Raw genomic sequence first — 14649 nt, 5'->3', positions numbered from 1 at the left:
TACCGGGGCGAGTGGCTGCGTACGGCGGCACTGCGGGCGCTGGGTTCGTTCGGGCCCGCGGCGCGGGAGGCCGTCCCGGAGCTGCGGGCGCTGATCCGCCACCCGGGGGCGGCCTCCGCGACGGAGGCGGCCGAGGCGCTGTGGGCGGTCTCCGGGGACACCGAGGCGGTGCTGCCGGTGCTGATCGAGGGCCTCCAGTCGGACCAGGTGCACGACCGGCGGGCGGCGGCGGCGGCACTCGGGGCGATCGGGTCGCGCGCCGCGGTGGTCGCGCCCCGGCTGCGCGGGCTGCTGGCGCACGAGGAGCTGTGGCTGCGGGTGGACGCGGCGATCGCGCTGTGGGAGGTGACCGGCCGGTCGCGGGAGACCACCGAAACGCTGCTCGCCGGCTGGGAGCAGAGCCGCCATGTCCGGGTCCGGGTGGCAGAATGCGTGGCACGGATGGGGCCGGTCCCCGCGGGGCCGGCCGCAGCACACGTACTGCGGAGCGAACTCGCCTCCGTACGCCGTCACAACGCGATGGACGGCGGGTACGGCAGTCATGACATCCACGAGGACGAAAAGCTCCTGGCGCTGTGCCGACGGGCACTCCGGGGGACGGGGAAAGGGACCACAGCATGATCATTTTCGGCACCAAGGGCTACCTCTACCAGCTGACCATCCTGACGATGGTGTGTGGCTGGTGCGGCAATCCGGCGGCGCACACCCTGCGCAAGCGGGTCACGAAGTTCACGCTGTTCTTCGTGCCGCTGTTCCCGTTCTCGACGAAGTACGCCACGCAGTGCACCTTCTGCGGCGGGGAGCAGCAGATACCCAAGGAGCAGGCGGACCAGCTGCTCGCCCAGGCCGCGGCCGGGCAGGACGGCAACGCCCACGGCCAGGCCCCGCAGCAGCCCGGCTTCACGCCGCCCGGACAGAACCCGTACCAGCGCTGACTCCCACGGAACCGTACGAGCGCTGATCCCGCGGCGACCCCAGGGTGTGAGACCGCAGTCGTCGGAGAGGAGGCGAGCCGTGCGCCCGCACCGCGCCCCGGCGGCGACCCGTACCGCCGTGTTCGCCGTCGCCGCGCTCGCCCTGCTGTCCGGCTGCGGCGCGGCCGGCGGGCTGAAGAGCGCCGGGGACGCGCCGTCGGCCGTCGAGCCCAGGAGCCTCTGGCCTGATCTGCCGCCCGCCTCCTCCGCCCCGTACGACTACGGCGAGGGCGAGACCGCGCGCATCCCGGGGGTCCGGGTGACCGGCGGTGATGTGCGGCGGCTGGACCCGGTGGCCGTGGCGCAGGCGGACCTGAAGGCGAAGACCGACCGGGACAGCGGCCTGGACGAGCTGCCGGACGCCACGATCCGGCAGATCGAGGCGTGCCGGACCGCCGCGGACGACTGCCCGGTCCTCCCGCCGTACTACCGCGACCTGAACGGCGACGGCAGGGACGAACTGGTGCTCGGCATCCGGATGCCCGACCGGCAGCTCGCCGTGCGCGTCTACATGCCGGACGAGGACCGGCTGACCCGGATCATGTCCACCTACGACGCCGTCATCAGCGTGGAGCTGGCGGGCCGGGACGTGATCATGCGGGCACCCTCGGTGATCCCGGGGTACGAATACCGCACCGCGTGGTCCTGGGACGACCGGCAGCGCGCGATGCTGCCCACCCGGGACGAGATCCTGCGGACACCCGAGCACCGGAAGGCCCCGAAGCCGAAGCGCACGCCGACGAGCGCACCGTCAGGCACGCCGGCCGGCCCGGCCACCGGCACGCCGTCCGCCGACGAGTCCGCCGGCTCCTCCCCCCGTACGCCTCCGGAATCTCCCGCGGGGACGCGATGAGGCGGCGCGGGTTCCGCTCACCCTCCTGGACCGCGAGCCTCACCTGGAAGTCCGCGGTCTTCCTGACCGTCATGTGCTGCACCCTGGCCGCCCTCCTCGGCTTCCTGGTGCACACGGCGGTCACCCGGCAGACGGTCGAACTGGCCCGGGAGAAGACGCTGAGCCGGCTGGAGGTGGTGACCGACGCGTACGAGGCCGGGGAGCCGCTGCCCCGGGGGGCCGGCATCGACCCGCCGGGTCTGCCCGCCGCGCTGCGCGCCCTGGCCGCGGGCGGCGAGCGGGGCACGGTCGTGGCGGACGGACCGCACCGGCCGGGCGACCCGGACGGGCTCGGCGGACCGGCGATGTGGGCGGCGGGTCCGGCGGACGGGCGGGCGCTGGCCACCTGGACGGACTACAGCCACAGCGCCCGCACCATCGGCGGCCTCGACCGGGCGATCGTCGGTTCCTCGCTGCTGGCCATCGCCGCCACCCTGCTCGTCGGGCTGTTCGCCGTCGGCCGGGTGACCCGCAGGCTCCACCAGAGCGCCCGGGTGGCACGCCGGATCAGCGCGGGCGACCTGGACGCCCGGGTGGACGATCCCCGGACCGCGCGCCCGGTCCGCGCGCAGGACGAGGTGGCGATCGTGGCGGGCGCGCTCGACACCATGGCCTCGACCCTCCAGCGCAAGCTCCAGACCGAGCAGCGGTTCACCGCCGACGTGGCGCACGAGCTGCGCACCCCGCTGACCGGTCTGTCGGCCGCGGCCGAACTGCTGCCGCCCGGCCGCCCGGCGGAGCTGGTGCGCGACCGGGTGCAGGCGATGCGGGCGCTGACGGAGGACCTGCTGGAGATTTCCCGGCTGGACGCCCGTACCGAGCAGGTCGACCTCGCCGTGCACGAACTCGCGCCGGTGGCGGAGCGGGTCGTCCGGGCGTCGGGCACCGACACCGAGGTACGGGTGACGGGTGCGGCCCGGGTGGAGACCGACCGGCGGCGCCTGGAGCGGGTGATCGGCAACCTGGTGGCCAACGCCCATCGGCACGGCGTCCCTCCGGTGGTGCTGAGCGTGGACGGCCCGGTGGTCTCCGTACGCGATCACGGCCCGGGATTCCCGGCGTATCTGCTGGACGGCGGACCGCAGCGGTTCCGCAACGACGGCGCGGGCAAGGGGCACGGGCTGGGGCTGACGATCGCCCTCGGCCAGGCCCAGGTCATCGGCGCCCGGCTGGAGTTCGGTAATCCGCCGGACGGCGGGGCGCTCGCCCGGTTGACCCTGCCGGAGTACGTACTCCTCGACTACGGGGATTCCGGCGGGAATCCGGGCCGGGGCGGGGGCCCGGAGGGGACGGACGCCCCGGACGGCTCAACGGAGGACCCCCCTCACACACCGTGACGCGTTGCGGACCGTGAGTGGCGAACTTAGCGTGACCAGCACGAGCCCAGCTCGCGTCCCCCACGGTCCCTTTCCTCATCGCATGGAGGCAGCATGTCCCCCCTGTCCCGCCCCTCTCGGCTCCGCCGGCTCGGCCTCTGCGTCGCCACCGGCACGCTCGCGGCGCTGACGGCCGCCGCCCCCGCCGCCCTGGCGGCCGACCCCCAGCCCGTCGGGCAGCGCGCCGAGGCCACGGCCCCGGACCCGACGTCCGACGAGCTCTCCGCCTCGGCCCTGCAGCGCGAGCACGAGGCGCAGCAGCGGCAGGAGGCCCGGCAGGACGCGCAGCAGCAGGACCAGGCGACGCCCCAGGCGCCGAAGAGGACCTACAAGGGGCGGGTCATCGCCAAGCCGTACCTGCTGCTCCGTGACAAGCCGACCCGCAGCAGCCGCATCGTCGGCTCGGTGGAGTACGGCTCGGTCGTCAACATCTTCTGCAAGACCACGGGCGACAACGTCGACGGCAACCCCCGCTGGTACCTGCTGACCGACGGCACATGGGCCTGGGGTTCGGCCCGCTACATCGAGAACATCGGCGCCGCGCCGAAGTGGTGCTGATATCTCGTCACCCGCACACATCCGCACATCCGCACATGCGTCCGCCCGTGGAGCCCGGCCCTGTCGCCGCGAGCTCCACGGGCGGACGCATGTCCCGGTGGGCGCTGACATGAGCAGAAGTGCGGCATAAGGGAAATACATCGCACCTCTTGCTACGTTGCGTGGCATGACCGCAACGACGGCGGACGCTCCCCCGCCCGAGCTACGCCTGCCCAAGCGGCGCGGGGTGGAGCTCGCCCTCCTCGTCGGGGGCGTCCTGATCTCCGTCTTCGGCTACGCGGCGGTCGGCCTCGCCCACGACGGCGCCGTGCCCCCCGACGTCGCCGGGTACGGTGCCGGGCTCGGCACGCTCGCACTGCTCGCCCATGTCGCGGTCCGCTTCCGGGCCCCGTACGCCGATCCGCTGCTGCTGCCGATCGCGGTCCTGCTCAACGGCCTCGGCCTGGTGCTGATCTACCGGCTCGACCTGGAGACCCCGATGGACCAGGCCGCGCCCACCCAGCTCGTCTGGTCCACCCTCGGCGTCGCGCTGTTCACCGCGGTGGTGGTGCTGCTGCGCGACCACCGGGTGCTCCAGCGGTACGCGTACCTCTCGGTGGCCGCGGCGCTCGTGCTCATGATCGTGCCGATCTTCTTCCCGGCGGTGAACGGGGCGAAGATCTGGATCCGGATCGGCGGGCTCTCCTTCCAGCCCGGCGAATTCGCCAAGATCCTGCTCGCGGTGTTCTTCGCCGCCTATCTGGCCGCCAACCGCAACGCGCTCGCGTACACCGGCCGCACGGTGTGGAAGCTGCAGCTGCCCGCCGGCCGGGTGCTCGGGCCGATCGTGGCGATCTGGCTGCTGAGCGTCGGCGTGCTGGTGCTGGAGCGCGACCTCGGTACCTCGCTGCTGTTCTTCGGGCTCTTCGTCATCATGCTGTACGTGGCGACGGGCCGGACCGGCTGGATCGCGGTCGGCCTGCTCCTGGCCGCCGTCGGGGCCTTCGTCGTGGGCTCCTTCGAACCGCATGTCCACAGCCGGGTGCAGGACTGGCTGGATCCGTTCGCCTCGATCGACGCGGGCCGGGGTCCCGGCCAGCTCGCCCAGTCGCTGTTCGCGTTCGCGGCGGGCGGGATGCTCGGGACCGGGCTCGGCGCGGGCCACTCCGTCCTCATCGGCTTCGCCGCCAAGTCCGACTTCATCCTGGCGACCGCGGGCGAGGAGCTGGGGCTGAGCGGGCTGACCGCGATCTTCCTTCTCTACGCGCTGCTCGTGGCGCGCGGCTACCGGGCCGGGCTCGCCCTGCGCGACCCGTTCGGGCGGCTGCTGGCCATCGGCCTGGCGTCGATCCTGGCGCTCCAGGTGTTCGTGATCGCGGGCGGGGTGATGGGGCTGATCCCGCTGACCGGGATGGCGATGCCGTTCCTCGCGCAGGGCGGCTCCTCCGTCGTCACCAACTGGATCATCGTGGCGCTGCTGATCCGGGTCAGCGACGTCTCGCGCAGACCCCACCCGGAACAGGTGGAGACCGGGGTCATCGCGGCGGCCGTGGAGGAGGACCGGTGATCCGCTGCATCCGGCGGGCCGCCGCCTTCTGCCTGCTGCTGCTCGTGGCGCTGCTCGTCAACGCGGCCCGCGTCCAGCTCTTCGAGGCCGGCGAACTGGACGACAACCCGGCCAACCGCCGTAACTCCATCGCCCGTTACGACCAGCCGCGCGGCAACATCCTGGTCGGCGACCGGCCCGTGACCGGCAACAAGGAGACCGGCGAGCAGCTCAGCTTCGAACGCACCTACCTGCATGGCCCGCTGTACGCCCCGGTTACCGGATACGCCTCGCAGACGTACGGCACCACGCTCATCGAGAACGCCGAGGACTCCGTCCTGTCCGGTACGGCCTCGGTGCTGGCCCCGCTGCCGTTCTGGAACGAGTTCACGCGGGGCCGGCAGCCGGGCGGTGATGTCGTCACCACGGTCAGGGCGTCGATGCAGCGGGCCGCGTACGAGGGGCTGAGCGGGCGGCGGGGCGCGGTCGCGGCCCTGGATCCGTCGACGGGCGAGATCCTGGCTCTGGTGTCGACCCCGTCGTACGACCCCGAGCGGCTGTCGGGGACCGGTTCCGCGGTGACCGAAGCGTGGGCCAGGCTGAACGCGGCCAAGAGCCTGCCGATGCTCAACCGGGCCATCCGGCAGACCTATCCGCCGGGCTCCACCTTCAAGATCGTGACGGCGGCTGCGGCCCTGGACGCCCGGGTGGTGACGGACGCCGACGCCGCCACGGACACGCCGTCGCCGTACGTCCTGCCCGGCACGAGTACGACTCTGCCGAACGAGTCGAGCGGCTGCGAGAAGGCGTCCCTCGCGGATGCGATCCGGGTCTCCTGCAACACGGTGATGGCTCACCTGGGGGTGGAGGTCGGGCTGGACGGGATGGTGGAGGCGGCGGAGAGGTTCGGTTTCAACGACACCGGGCTGCGCATCCCGTCCGGGGTGGCCAGGAGCAACTTCGACACCGACATGAGCGACGACCAGCTCGCGCAGTCCTCGATCGGGCAGTTCAACACGACCGCCACCCCGCTCCAGATGGCGATGGTCGCCGCGGCGGTCGCCAACGGCGGGGATCTGCGCCGTCCGCATCTGGTGGACCGGGTGACCACGAACGACGGGGACACGGTCCGGCAGGAGGGGTCCCCGCCGTACGAGCGGGCGATGAGCCCGTCGACGGCCGTGCGGCTCCAGCGGATGATGGTCGACGTGGTGGAGAACGGCACCGGGTCGAACGCGGCGATCGACGGGGTGAAGGTCGGCGGCAAGACCGGCACCGCCCAGCACGGCGTCGACAACTCCGGCCTGCCGTACGCCTGGTTCATCTCCTGGGCCCAGGCCCCCGACTCCGGCCGCCCGACGGTCGCGGTGGCGGTGGTCGTGGAGGACGCCGCCGCCGACCGGGCCGACATCAGCGGCGGCGGCAGCGCGGCCCCGATCGCCCGGGCGGTGATGGAGGCGGCGCTGGCCGAGTGACCCGCGCTCTCGGGGAGACTGGGGGCATGGCACAGAGACCGTCCGCGGTGGCGCGGGCCCTGGAGCGGATCGACCGGCTGGACCCGGCGCTCAACGCGTTCATCGAGGTCTGGCCCGGCGAGGCGCTCGCCCGGGAACGGGAGGCCGTGGCGCGGCGGCTCCCGCTGGGCGGGCTGCCGTTCGCAGTGAAGGGCCCCACCGGCATCCGCTCGTACGCGGCCCGCCGGCTGATCGCGGCGGGCGGGGTCCCGGTCGGCGCGACCTCCGTCCCCGGCCCCGGGACGGTCTGGCAGACCTGGGGCCGGGGCGCCCACGGCCGTACGGTCAACCCGTGGCGGGCGGACCGTACTCCGGGCGGCTCCTCGGCCGGGTCGGCGGTCGCGGTGGCGGCGGGGATGGTGGAGCTGGCGACGGGCAGCGACGGGGCCGGCTCGGTCCGCATCCCGGCCGCCTGGTGCGGGGTGTTCGGGCTGAGGACGACGAACGGACTGCTCCCCTCCCCCGACCGGTCCGGGCTCGCGTCGGCGGGAGTGCTGACCCGGACGGCCGCGGGTGCCGAGCGGTATCTCCGCCATGTACTGGACGGGTACGAGCCGCCCGCCGCCCCGTCCCTCCCGCTTCCCGCCGTCTACAGCGAAGACCTCGGCTTCGCGGAGGTGGATCCGGAGGTGGCGGCCGTCGTCCGGGCGGCGGTGGACCGGCTCGTCGCGGCGGGGACCGTACGCCTGCTGGACGCCGACTGTGCTCTGCTCGACCCGGTGCGGGCCTGGCGGGCGGTACGGGGCGGGACTCCCGGGGACCCGGAGGCAGTGGCGGTCCGGCGGGCGAACGACGACCGGCTCGATGACCTCTTCGCCGCCGTGCCCCTGCTGCTGACCCCGGCCACGCCGAACCGGCCGCATGGGCACGAGGGCCCGGGCGACCTCTACTCCACCGCCCTGACCTGGGCGTTCAACCTGAGCGGTCATCCGGCTGCCTGTCTGCCCGCCGGATTCGCCGGGGACGGCTGCCCGGTGGGGCTCCATCTGGTGGCGGCGCGCGGGGCGGACGTCTCGCTGCTCGGAATGGCACGCGCGGTGGAAAGCGCCTTGCCTACCGTACGGCCATGACCTCTATCGAGACGGAAATCGGCGGCAACGCGTACGAGTTGGCACAGGTGAACATCTCACGGCTCAGATTCCCTCTGGATTCACCGCAGTTGAAGGACTTCGTCGAGGGGCTGGACCCGGTGAACGCGGTCGCCGACGGAGCCGACGGGTTCCTCTGGCGCCTGCGCTCCGAATCCGGGAACGCCACGGACGTCCCGGTCTTCGGGGACGAATGGATGATCGTGAACATGTCGGTGTGGCGGGACGCCGAAGCGCTCACCGGCTTCATGTACGACGGGCGGCACCGGGAGCTGATGAGCCGGCGCCGCGAGTGGTTCGAGCAGATCCGGGAGGCGATGACCGCCCTGTGGTGGGTGGAGGCAGGGGAGCGCCCGACGGTGGCGGACGCCGAGGAGCGGCTGCTTCACCTGCGTGAACACGGCCCGACCGAGCGGGCGTTCACCCTGCGCACCCGCTTCCCGGCACCGGCCGGAGTGCACTGACCCGGCGACAGGGCGGACGGGCGGGGGAGCTGAGCACCCCCCGCCCGGACCGCGACGGGTCAGCCGATCGGCCGGCGGATCTCCTCGCGGATCCCGGCGGCCTCGGCCGCGGCCGCCTCCAGGTCGATCGCCGTGGCGTCCTTGAGGGCCGTTTCGGGGCGGATGATCCCCACGGACGCCCCGGTGTTCTCGTCGCCCCAGGCGCACATCGGGATGTTCGCCCTGACGCCGTTCCGGTTCGACTGGAGCACCTGGCACTTCAGCGTGATGTCGTGACCGGCGGGGGTGAACTCCTTCGGGGGGACGGCGACGGTCGCGCCCTTCCCTTCGGCCCCGCCCTCCATCATCTTGCCGGTCATGGCCTCCGGCTCGGTGAACCGCCCGTACATCCCGGAGATCACCAGGGCTCCGCCCTTGGCCGAGCTGTACTGGCCGACGACGGCCTTCGCGTCCCGGACGGTGGGGTCGTACATGTCCTCGATCTTCTTGCCCTCGGTCGACGACAGGTCCTGGGCCAGGGTGAACTCGCCGTCCATCAGCTTCTGCCGCAGGACGAGCTTGTACTCGGCCTCCGGGAACGCCGCGTCGGAGGCCTTCCCGACCAGTTGGGAGACCCCGTAGGTGATCCCGCCCACCGCCAGGACCGCGCCCGCCACGATCCCGACGATCAGCACGGGCCGCTTCTTCGGTGGCGGCTGCGGCCCTTGGGGCGGCCACCCGGCCGCGCCGGGACCGCCCCAGCCGGGTATGCCGGGCTGCTGCCCCCAGCCGGGCTGACCCCAACCGCCGTCCTGCCGGGGCGGGGCCGGAGGCTGCTGCGGGTAGCCGTAGGGCTGTTGCGGCGGCGTCCCGGGAACGGCGGGCGGGCCGTAGGGGTTCTGCGGGGACGGAGGCGACCCGTACGGGCCCTGCGGCGGGTGTGGCGGGGTGGTCATGCGCTCACGGTACGACACGTTTGCGAACGGAATTTCGGCGCGGCCGGTATCGGGACCGGGTCGGGACCGCCCTCCTGCCGACCGGGCGCCCCGGCAGACCCCGACGCGCCTCCCCAACGGCTCGCGTCTGCGCGGCCGCTCCTCCGGCGCCCCGGCCGTCCCGGCCGCCGCCCCGACCACGCCCCGGTGATCGCGCACGTGGTGTCGACGTCGCCGAGCGCGAGGGCTTCGAGACCGCGACGGGCGGCCGGGTGACCGGCGGCGGTGGCTGCGGGCGGGTTCGTCTTCATACCCGCACCGTGGCCGCCCCGACCCGACGGCGCGTATCCGTCCGTCCGGTCCCGCCGCACCACCGTGGCCACCACCACCGCGGCCACCGCGCCTCAGGCGGCGTCGGCCACCCCCTCGTCGATCGCCTCCGCGACCTCCGCCACCCGGGCCTGCTCCTCGGCGGCGAAGCGCTCGCGGTCCAACTCCTCGGCCACCTCCTCGTCCTGGGTCATCAGCAGGTCGAGGTTGGAGTCGCCGAGTTCGAGGACGCCCATGTCGACGTACGCCTTCTGGAGCCGCGGACCCCACAAGCCGATGTCCTTGACGCACGGGACGATCCGGCTGAACAGGAGCTTGCGGAAGAGCTGGAGGTACTCGGAGTGCTCGGAGAGGTCCTGCGCCTCCTGCTTGCCGATGCCGAAGTTCTCCAGGACCTCGACACCGCTGAGCCGGTCGCGCATCAGATAGCAGCCCTCGATGACGAACTCCTCGCGCTCGCGCAGTTCGGCGTCGCTCAGCTGCCGGTAGTAGTCGCGCAGCGCCATCCGCCCGAAGGCGACGTGCCGGGCCTCGTCCTGCATGACGTACGCGAGGATCTGCTTGGGCAGCGGCTTGGTCGTGGTGTCGCGGATCATCCCGAAGGCGGCCAGCGCCAGGCCTTCTATCAGGACCTGCATCCCGAGGTAGGGCATGTCCCAGCGGGAGTCGCGCAGGGTGTCGCCCAGCAGCCCCTGGAGGTTGTCGTTGACCGGGTAGAGCATGCCGATCTTCTCGTGCAGGAAGCGGCCGTAGATCTCGGCGTGCCGGGCCTCGTCCATGGTCTGGGTGGCGGAGTAGAACTTGGCGTCCAGGTCGGGGACGGACTCCACGATCCTGGCGGCGCACACCATCGCGCCCTGCTCACCGTGCAGGAACTGGCTGAACTGCCAGGAGGTGTAGTGCTTGCGCAGCTCGCCCCGCTCCTTCTCCGTCATCTTCGCCCAGTGCGGGGTGCCGTACAGCGCGAGCGCCTCGTCGGGGGTGCCGAGCGGGTCGGCGGGGTCGACCTCCAGGGACCAGTCGATGCGCTTGCTGCCGTCCCACTGCTTGTCCTTGCCCTTCTGGTAGAGGGCGAGGAGGCGTTCGCGGCCGTCGTCGTAGTCCCAGCTGAACCGGGCGGCTCCGGTGGCGGGGACCTGCCAGATCGGTTCGGCTGGCGGGGTGGTGTAGAGGTCATGTGTGGACACGGACGGCTCCTTCGCCTCGACTGGCTCGACCTGCTCGACAAGTTCCGTGACACCGAAGGCAGTTGAGCGCGTGCGCCGGCCGCCCCCTGACAGGTTCACACCTTGGTAGACAGGGGGTCAACAAGTCGTACGGAGTCGCGCGCAAGGGATTGACGGCCTTACTGACAGGTAGTCTCATAAGGGGTGACCGTCGGTAACTCTCTTGTCCGGTAACCCTTGTGTGAGGTGCTCCCGCCATGACGACCGCCACCGCTCGCGATGTGACCGTGCTCCGCGACGCGCTCGGGCCGCTCCGCGACGCGCTCGGGCCGCTCCGCGACCGCGAGCAGATCGCCCTCCGGCTGCTCGAATCCTCGGCCAAGCACTCCTTCGACCCCGACACCGAACTCGACTGGGACGCGGCCGTCGAGGAGGGCAAGTGGTTCTGGCCGCCGGAGCTGCTCTCCCTGTACGGAACCCCGATGTGGGACCGGATGTCCGAGGAGCAGCGGCTCGACCTCTCCCGGCACGAGGCTGCGGCGCTGACCTCGCTCGGCATCTGGTTCGAGATCATCCTGATGCAGCTGCTGGTCCGGCACATCTACGACAGGCCGGTGACCAGCAACCACGTCCGCTACGCGCTCACGGAGATAGCCGACGAGTGCCGGCACTCGATGATGTTCGGCCGCATGATCGACTGGGGCGGCGCCCCGACGTACCCGGTGCCGCGCGTCTACCACAACCTCGCGCGGGTCCTGAAGACCGTCTCCACCACCCCCGGTTCGTTCGCCGCGACCCTGCTGGGCGAGGAGATCCTCGACTGGATGCAGCGGCTGACGTTCCCGGACGAGCGGGTGCAGACCCTGGTGCGCGGTGTGACCCGGATCCATGTGATCGAGGAGGCCCGGCACGTCCGGTACGCCCGGGAGGAGCTGCGCCGCCAGATGGTGACGGCCCCGCGCTGGGAGCGGGAGCTCACCAAGGTCAGCTGCGGCGAGGCGGCCCGGGTCTTCTCCGTCTGCTTCGTGAACCCGCAGGTGTACGAGAACGTCGGCCTGGACCGCCGCGAGGCCGTCGCCCAGGTGAAGGCCAGCCGGCACCGCGCCGAGGTCATGCAGTCCGGCGCGAAGCGGCTCACCGACTTCTTCGACGACATCGGGCTGCTGAACGGCGTCGGCCGCCGCCTGTGGCGAAGCTCCGGGCTGCTGGCCTGAGAGCCGTGCGGTCGGAGGCCCTAGGGTCGGTGGCATGACCTTCACCGCCGCAGCACCGCCACCCCGGGCGACGTACCGCAGACTCAGCGTCGAGGAGCGCCGCTCCCAGCTGCTGCTCGCCGCGCTCGGCCTCTTCGCCCACCGGGCGCCCGACGAGGTCTCCCTCGACGAGGTGGCGGTGGCGGCCGGAGTCTCCAGGCCGCTCGTCTACCGCTACTTCCCGGGCGGGCGGCAGCAGCTGTACGAGGCCGCGCTCGGCTCGGCGGCCGACGAGCTGACGCTGTGCTTCTCCGAACCGCCGGCCGGCCCGCCCACCGAGCGGGTCGCCCGGGTCCTGGACCGCTATCTGCGCTTCGTCGACGAGCACGACACCGGATTCAGCGCCCTGCTGCGCGGCGGCAGCGTCGTGGAGACCTCCCGTACGACAACGATCGTGGACGGGGTGCGACGGGCGGCGGCCGATGAGATCCTGCGCCATCTCGGGCGGATCGGCGGGGCCGGGGAGCAGCCCGCCGGGCCGAGACTGCGGATGATGGTGCGCAGTTGGATCGCGGCCGTCGAGGCGGCCTCGCTGATCTGGCTGGACGACGGGAAGCGGCCGGATGCGGACGAGCTGCGCGGCTGGCTGGTCGACCACCTGATCGCCCTGCTCGCCGCGACCGCCGCCACCGACCCGGAGACCGCGGCGGTGATGAACGACCTGCTGGCCCTGGAGAGGGCCGACGGCCCGGCCGGACGGCTCGCGGAACGGGTAATTCCGGTCGTTGCGGATGCGGCACACCTGCTGCCCGCGTCCGCTGCGTCAGACTGACCGGGTGAAGAGCGAGAACACCCCTTTCCGAGGCGGTCCCCTGGACGGCCGGGTCCTGCCGATCCTGCTGGGCCCGACCGGCCACCCCCCGAAGTGGTACGAGGTCCCGGTGCCCTCCCCCGACGGCGGCCCCGCCACCGTGTACGCCTACCGGCGGGTCCCGGCCGGCTACACCAAGCGGCTCGGGCTGCAACGCGGCTGGGTGTACGAGTACGCCCCCGGGGGCCGCGAGCACCGCACCCTCAAGTGGCCCTGGTCCAGGACTCCACCGGGCCCCCCGAGCCGCGACTGAGCGACGGGCGCGGGCCGCGTGCGGGGCACAGGCCCTGAGACCCACCGGCAATTGGGGGGTGGGTCTAAGATCGACGGTCAGGTGCCGAGGGACGGGTCACTCGGTCGCCGGAGGACGGTCACAAGGGGGGTGCGCCATGGAGGCGCTGCGTCAGGACGATCCACGCCGCTTCGGCCGCTTCACCGCGCTGGCCCGCTTCCACGAAGGCGCGAGCGCCGTGCGGTACGTGGCCCGGGACACCGCCTCCGGCGAGTTGGCCCTCATCACCGCCGCGCGCCCCGAGCTGGCCGCCGTACCGGTCTTCAGCCGCCGCTTCCATGCCGAGGCCCGCACCGCCGAACGCCTCGCGGGCGGCTGGGTGACCCCGCCCCTGGACACCGGTGAGGAGCCGGACGCCCCCGCGGGCGGGGCGGAGTCCCTGTGGACGGCGGCGGGTTACGTCCCCGCGCTGCCGCTGGCCGAGGCCATCGGGATCGCCGGTCCGCTGCCCGAGCGGGCCGTGCGGATACTGGGCGCGGGCATCGCCGAGATCCTCTCCCGGGTGCACGCCGCCGGGTCCGTGCTCCAGGGGCTGGCCCCGGGCACGGTACTGCTGGCCGTCGACGGACCCCGTCTCACCGCCTTCGGCCCGCTGGGCGCCGCCGCGTCGGCGGAGGCCGGGCCGGGCGGCCAGCTCTCGGTGCGGCTCGGCTATCTGACTCCTGAGCAGATCGAGGGCAAGGAGATCTCCGACGCCTCCGACCTGTTCGTGCTGGGGCTGCTCCTGGCGTACGCGGCGACCGGGACGACCCCGTTCACGGAGCGCCCGGCCGAGGAGGCCGCCCGCCGGATCGCCGAGGACGAGCCCGAACTCGACGCCGTACCGGAGGCGTTGCGGGAGCTGATCGCGAGCTGCCTGGCGAAGGATCCGGCCGAGCGGCCCACCGCCGGCACGGTCGCCGCCGAACTGGCCCTGGAGGGCGCGGCGGGCCTCGCCCGGGGCGGCTGGCTCCCCGAACGGCTCGCGGCGGCGGTCGCGGACCAGGAGGCGCGGGTCCTGGCCCTGGAGGTACCGGAGGAGGGGGCCGGGGCGGCCGGGCCGGAGGAGACGCCGCAGCCGGGGGCGGCGGAGTCCCCGGAGCCCGCGCCGGAGGAGAGGTCGGCACCCGCGTCGGAGGCCTCGCCGAAGCCCGAGGACGCCCGGCCGGTGGACGCGCCCGTGCCCCAGAGGTCCGTGGCGGCCTCAGAGGCCCCGCAGCCCGAGCCGGAGGAGGCCCCGGAACCCGCACCGGGGGGAGCCCCGGAGCCCGAGGACGCCCGGCCCGAGGACTCCCGCGCCGCCCCTGAGCCGAAGGACGCACGTACAGCCCCGGAGCCCGAGGCCACCCGGTCGCTGCCCGCTTCACCGGTGGACACGCCGGCGACGGACGTCCCCGCGCCACCGCTGGACGCCCCCACGCCCCAGGAGCCCACCGCCGCACCGATGGCCGCGGGCGACGGGGGCAGCGGGGAGGACCGGGGCACCACCCGGTTCCTCAGCACCGGGCCCCGG

The 14649-nt window shown here is 73.2% G+C and carries 15 protein-coding genes; 13 read left to right on the top strand and 2 right to left on the bottom strand.

The annotated features are described in order from the left end of the window. The 9 genes from B9S58_RS02420 to B9S58_RS02380 form a co-directional block, all read left to right on the top strand. On the top strand, positions 1-621 hold a 621-nt coding region (locus B9S58_RS02420; RefSeq protein ID WP_181009155.1), incomplete at its 5' end, for a HEAT repeat domain-containing protein. After that, the gene (locus B9S58_RS02415; RefSeq protein ID WP_103530490.1) at positions 618-935 is read left to right on the top strand and encodes a zinc-ribbon domain-containing protein; all 318 of its coding nucleotides are present in this window, start codon (positions 618-620) and stop codon (positions 933-935) included. The genes B9S58_RS02420 and B9S58_RS02415, both read left to right, overlap by 4 nt. Positions 936-1014: 79 nt before the next feature. Beyond that, positions 1015-1827, top strand: a complete 813-nt coding sequence (locus B9S58_RS02410; protein WP_103530489.1) for a hypothetical protein — start codon at positions 1015-1017, stop codon at positions 1825-1827. Continuing rightward, positions 1824-3203: a HAMP domain-containing sensor histidine kinase gene (locus B9S58_RS02405; RefSeq protein WP_103530488.1), complete on the top strand. Its 1380-nt coding sequence runs from the start codon at positions 1824-1826 to the stop codon at positions 3201-3203. The genes B9S58_RS02410 and B9S58_RS02405 overlap by 4 nt, the downstream gene beginning before the upstream one ends. A 93-nt stretch (positions 3204-3296) precedes the next feature. After that, positions 3297-3800, top strand: coding sequence for an SH3 domain-containing protein (locus tag B9S58_RS02400; protein ID WP_103530487.1), 504 nt, complete (start codon positions 3297-3299; stop codon positions 3798-3800). Between the two features lie 166 nt (positions 3801-3966). After that, entirely contained in the window at positions 3967-5346 is a 1380-nt protein-coding gene (locus B9S58_RS02395) for an FtsW/RodA/SpoVE family cell cycle protein (RefSeq protein ID WP_103530486.1), read from the top strand. After that, a complete protein-coding gene (locus tag B9S58_RS02390; RefSeq protein WP_103530485.1) occupies positions 5343-6800 on the top strand; it encodes a penicillin-binding transpeptidase domain-containing protein in 1458 nt (485 codons plus the stop codon). The genes B9S58_RS02395 and B9S58_RS02390 overlap by 4 nt, the downstream gene beginning before the upstream one ends. A 26-nt stretch (positions 6801-6826) precedes the next feature. After that, positions 6827-7909: an amidase family protein gene (locus tag B9S58_RS02385; protein ID WP_103530484.1), complete on the top strand. Its 1083-nt coding sequence runs from the start codon at positions 6827-6829 to the stop codon at positions 7907-7909. After that, positions 7906-8391: a DUF3291 domain-containing protein gene (locus B9S58_RS02380; RefSeq protein ID WP_103530483.1), complete on the top strand. Its 486-nt coding sequence runs from the start codon at positions 7906-7908 to the stop codon at positions 8389-8391. The genes B9S58_RS02385 and B9S58_RS02380 overlap by 4 nt, the downstream gene beginning before the upstream one ends. 59 nt (positions 8392-8450) lie before the next feature. On the opposite strand, the gene B9S58_RS02375 is transcribed toward B9S58_RS02380, so the two are convergent. Then, positions 8451-9326 (bottom strand): hypothetical protein, encoded by an 876-nt coding sequence (locus B9S58_RS02375; protein ID WP_103530491.1) that lies wholly within the window; start codon positions 9324-9326, stop codon positions 8451-8453. 383 nt (positions 9327-9709) lie between these two features. Then, a complete protein-coding gene (locus tag B9S58_RS02370) occupies positions 9710-10822 on the bottom strand; it encodes a ferritin-like domain-containing protein (protein ID WP_103530482.1) in 1113 nt (370 codons plus the stop codon). Between the two features lie 236 nt (positions 10823-11058). Between B9S58_RS02370 and B9S58_RS02365 the strand changes: the two genes are divergently transcribed. The 4 genes from B9S58_RS02365 to B9S58_RS02350 form a co-directional block, all read left to right on the top strand. Next, positions 11059-12015 (top strand): diiron oxygenase, encoded by a 957-nt coding sequence (locus B9S58_RS02365; RefSeq protein ID WP_103530481.1) that lies wholly within the window; start codon positions 11059-11061, stop codon positions 12013-12015. Positions 12016-12049: 34 nt separating this feature from the next. Next, positions 12050-12826, top strand: coding sequence for a TetR/AcrR family transcriptional regulator (locus B9S58_RS02360; RefSeq protein ID WP_103530480.1), 777 nt, complete (start codon positions 12050-12052; stop codon positions 12824-12826). A gap of 4 nt (positions 12827-12830) precedes the next feature. Beyond that, on the top strand, positions 12831-13118 hold the full coding sequence (locus B9S58_RS02355) for a hypothetical protein (RefSeq protein WP_103530479.1): 288 nt from the start codon (positions 12831-12833) through the stop codon (positions 13116-13118). Between the two features lie 136 nt (positions 13119-13254). Next, positions 13255-14649, top strand: a 1395-nt coding sequence (locus B9S58_RS02350; protein WP_181009154.1) for a protein kinase, incomplete at its 3' end; no start/stop codon positions are given.

The sequence above is a fragment of the Streptomyces sp. SM11 genome (genome assembly GCF_002910905.1).
GTDB lineage: Bacteria > Actinomycetota > Actinomycetes > Streptomycetales > Streptomycetaceae > Streptomyces.
Note: the sequence above shows the minus strand (reverse complement) of the source record. Positions and strands in the feature narration are given on the sequence as shown.

Excerpts from the sequence above, each read along its gene's own strand:
- B9S58_RS02385 (WP_103530484.1), top strand. The coding sequence starts at position 6,827 with ATGGCACAGAGACCGTCCGCGGTGGCGCGGGCCCTGGAGCGGATCGAC.
- B9S58_RS02375 (WP_103530491.1), bottom strand. The coding sequence starts at position 9,326 with ATGACCACCCCGCCACACCCGCCGCAGGGCCCGTACGGGTCGCCTCCG.
- B9S58_RS02360 (WP_103530480.1), top strand. The coding sequence starts at position 12,050 with ATGACCTTCACCGCCGCAGCACCGCCACCCCGGGCGACGTACCGCAGA.
- B9S58_RS02400 (WP_103530487.1), top strand. The coding sequence starts at position 3,297 with ATGTCCCCCCTGTCCCGCCCCTCTCGGCTCCGCCGGCTCGGCCTCTGC.
- B9S58_RS02365 (WP_103530481.1), top strand. The coding sequence starts at position 11,059 with ATGACGACCGCCACCGCTCGCGATGTGACCGTGCTCCGCGACGCGCTC.
- B9S58_RS02415 (WP_103530490.1), top strand. The coding sequence starts at position 618 with ATGATCATTTTCGGCACCAAGGGCTACCTCTACCAGCTGACCATCCTG.
- B9S58_RS02395 (WP_103530486.1), top strand. The coding sequence starts at position 3,967 with ATGACCGCAACGACGGCGGACGCTCCCCCGCCCGAGCTACGCCTGCCC.
- B9S58_RS02405 (WP_103530488.1), top strand. The coding sequence starts at position 1,824 with ATGAGGCGGCGCGGGTTCCGCTCACCCTCCTGGACCGCGAGCCTCACC.
- B9S58_RS02380 (WP_103530483.1), top strand. The coding sequence starts at position 7,906 with ATGACCTCTATCGAGACGGAAATCGGCGGCAACGCGTACGAGTTGGCA.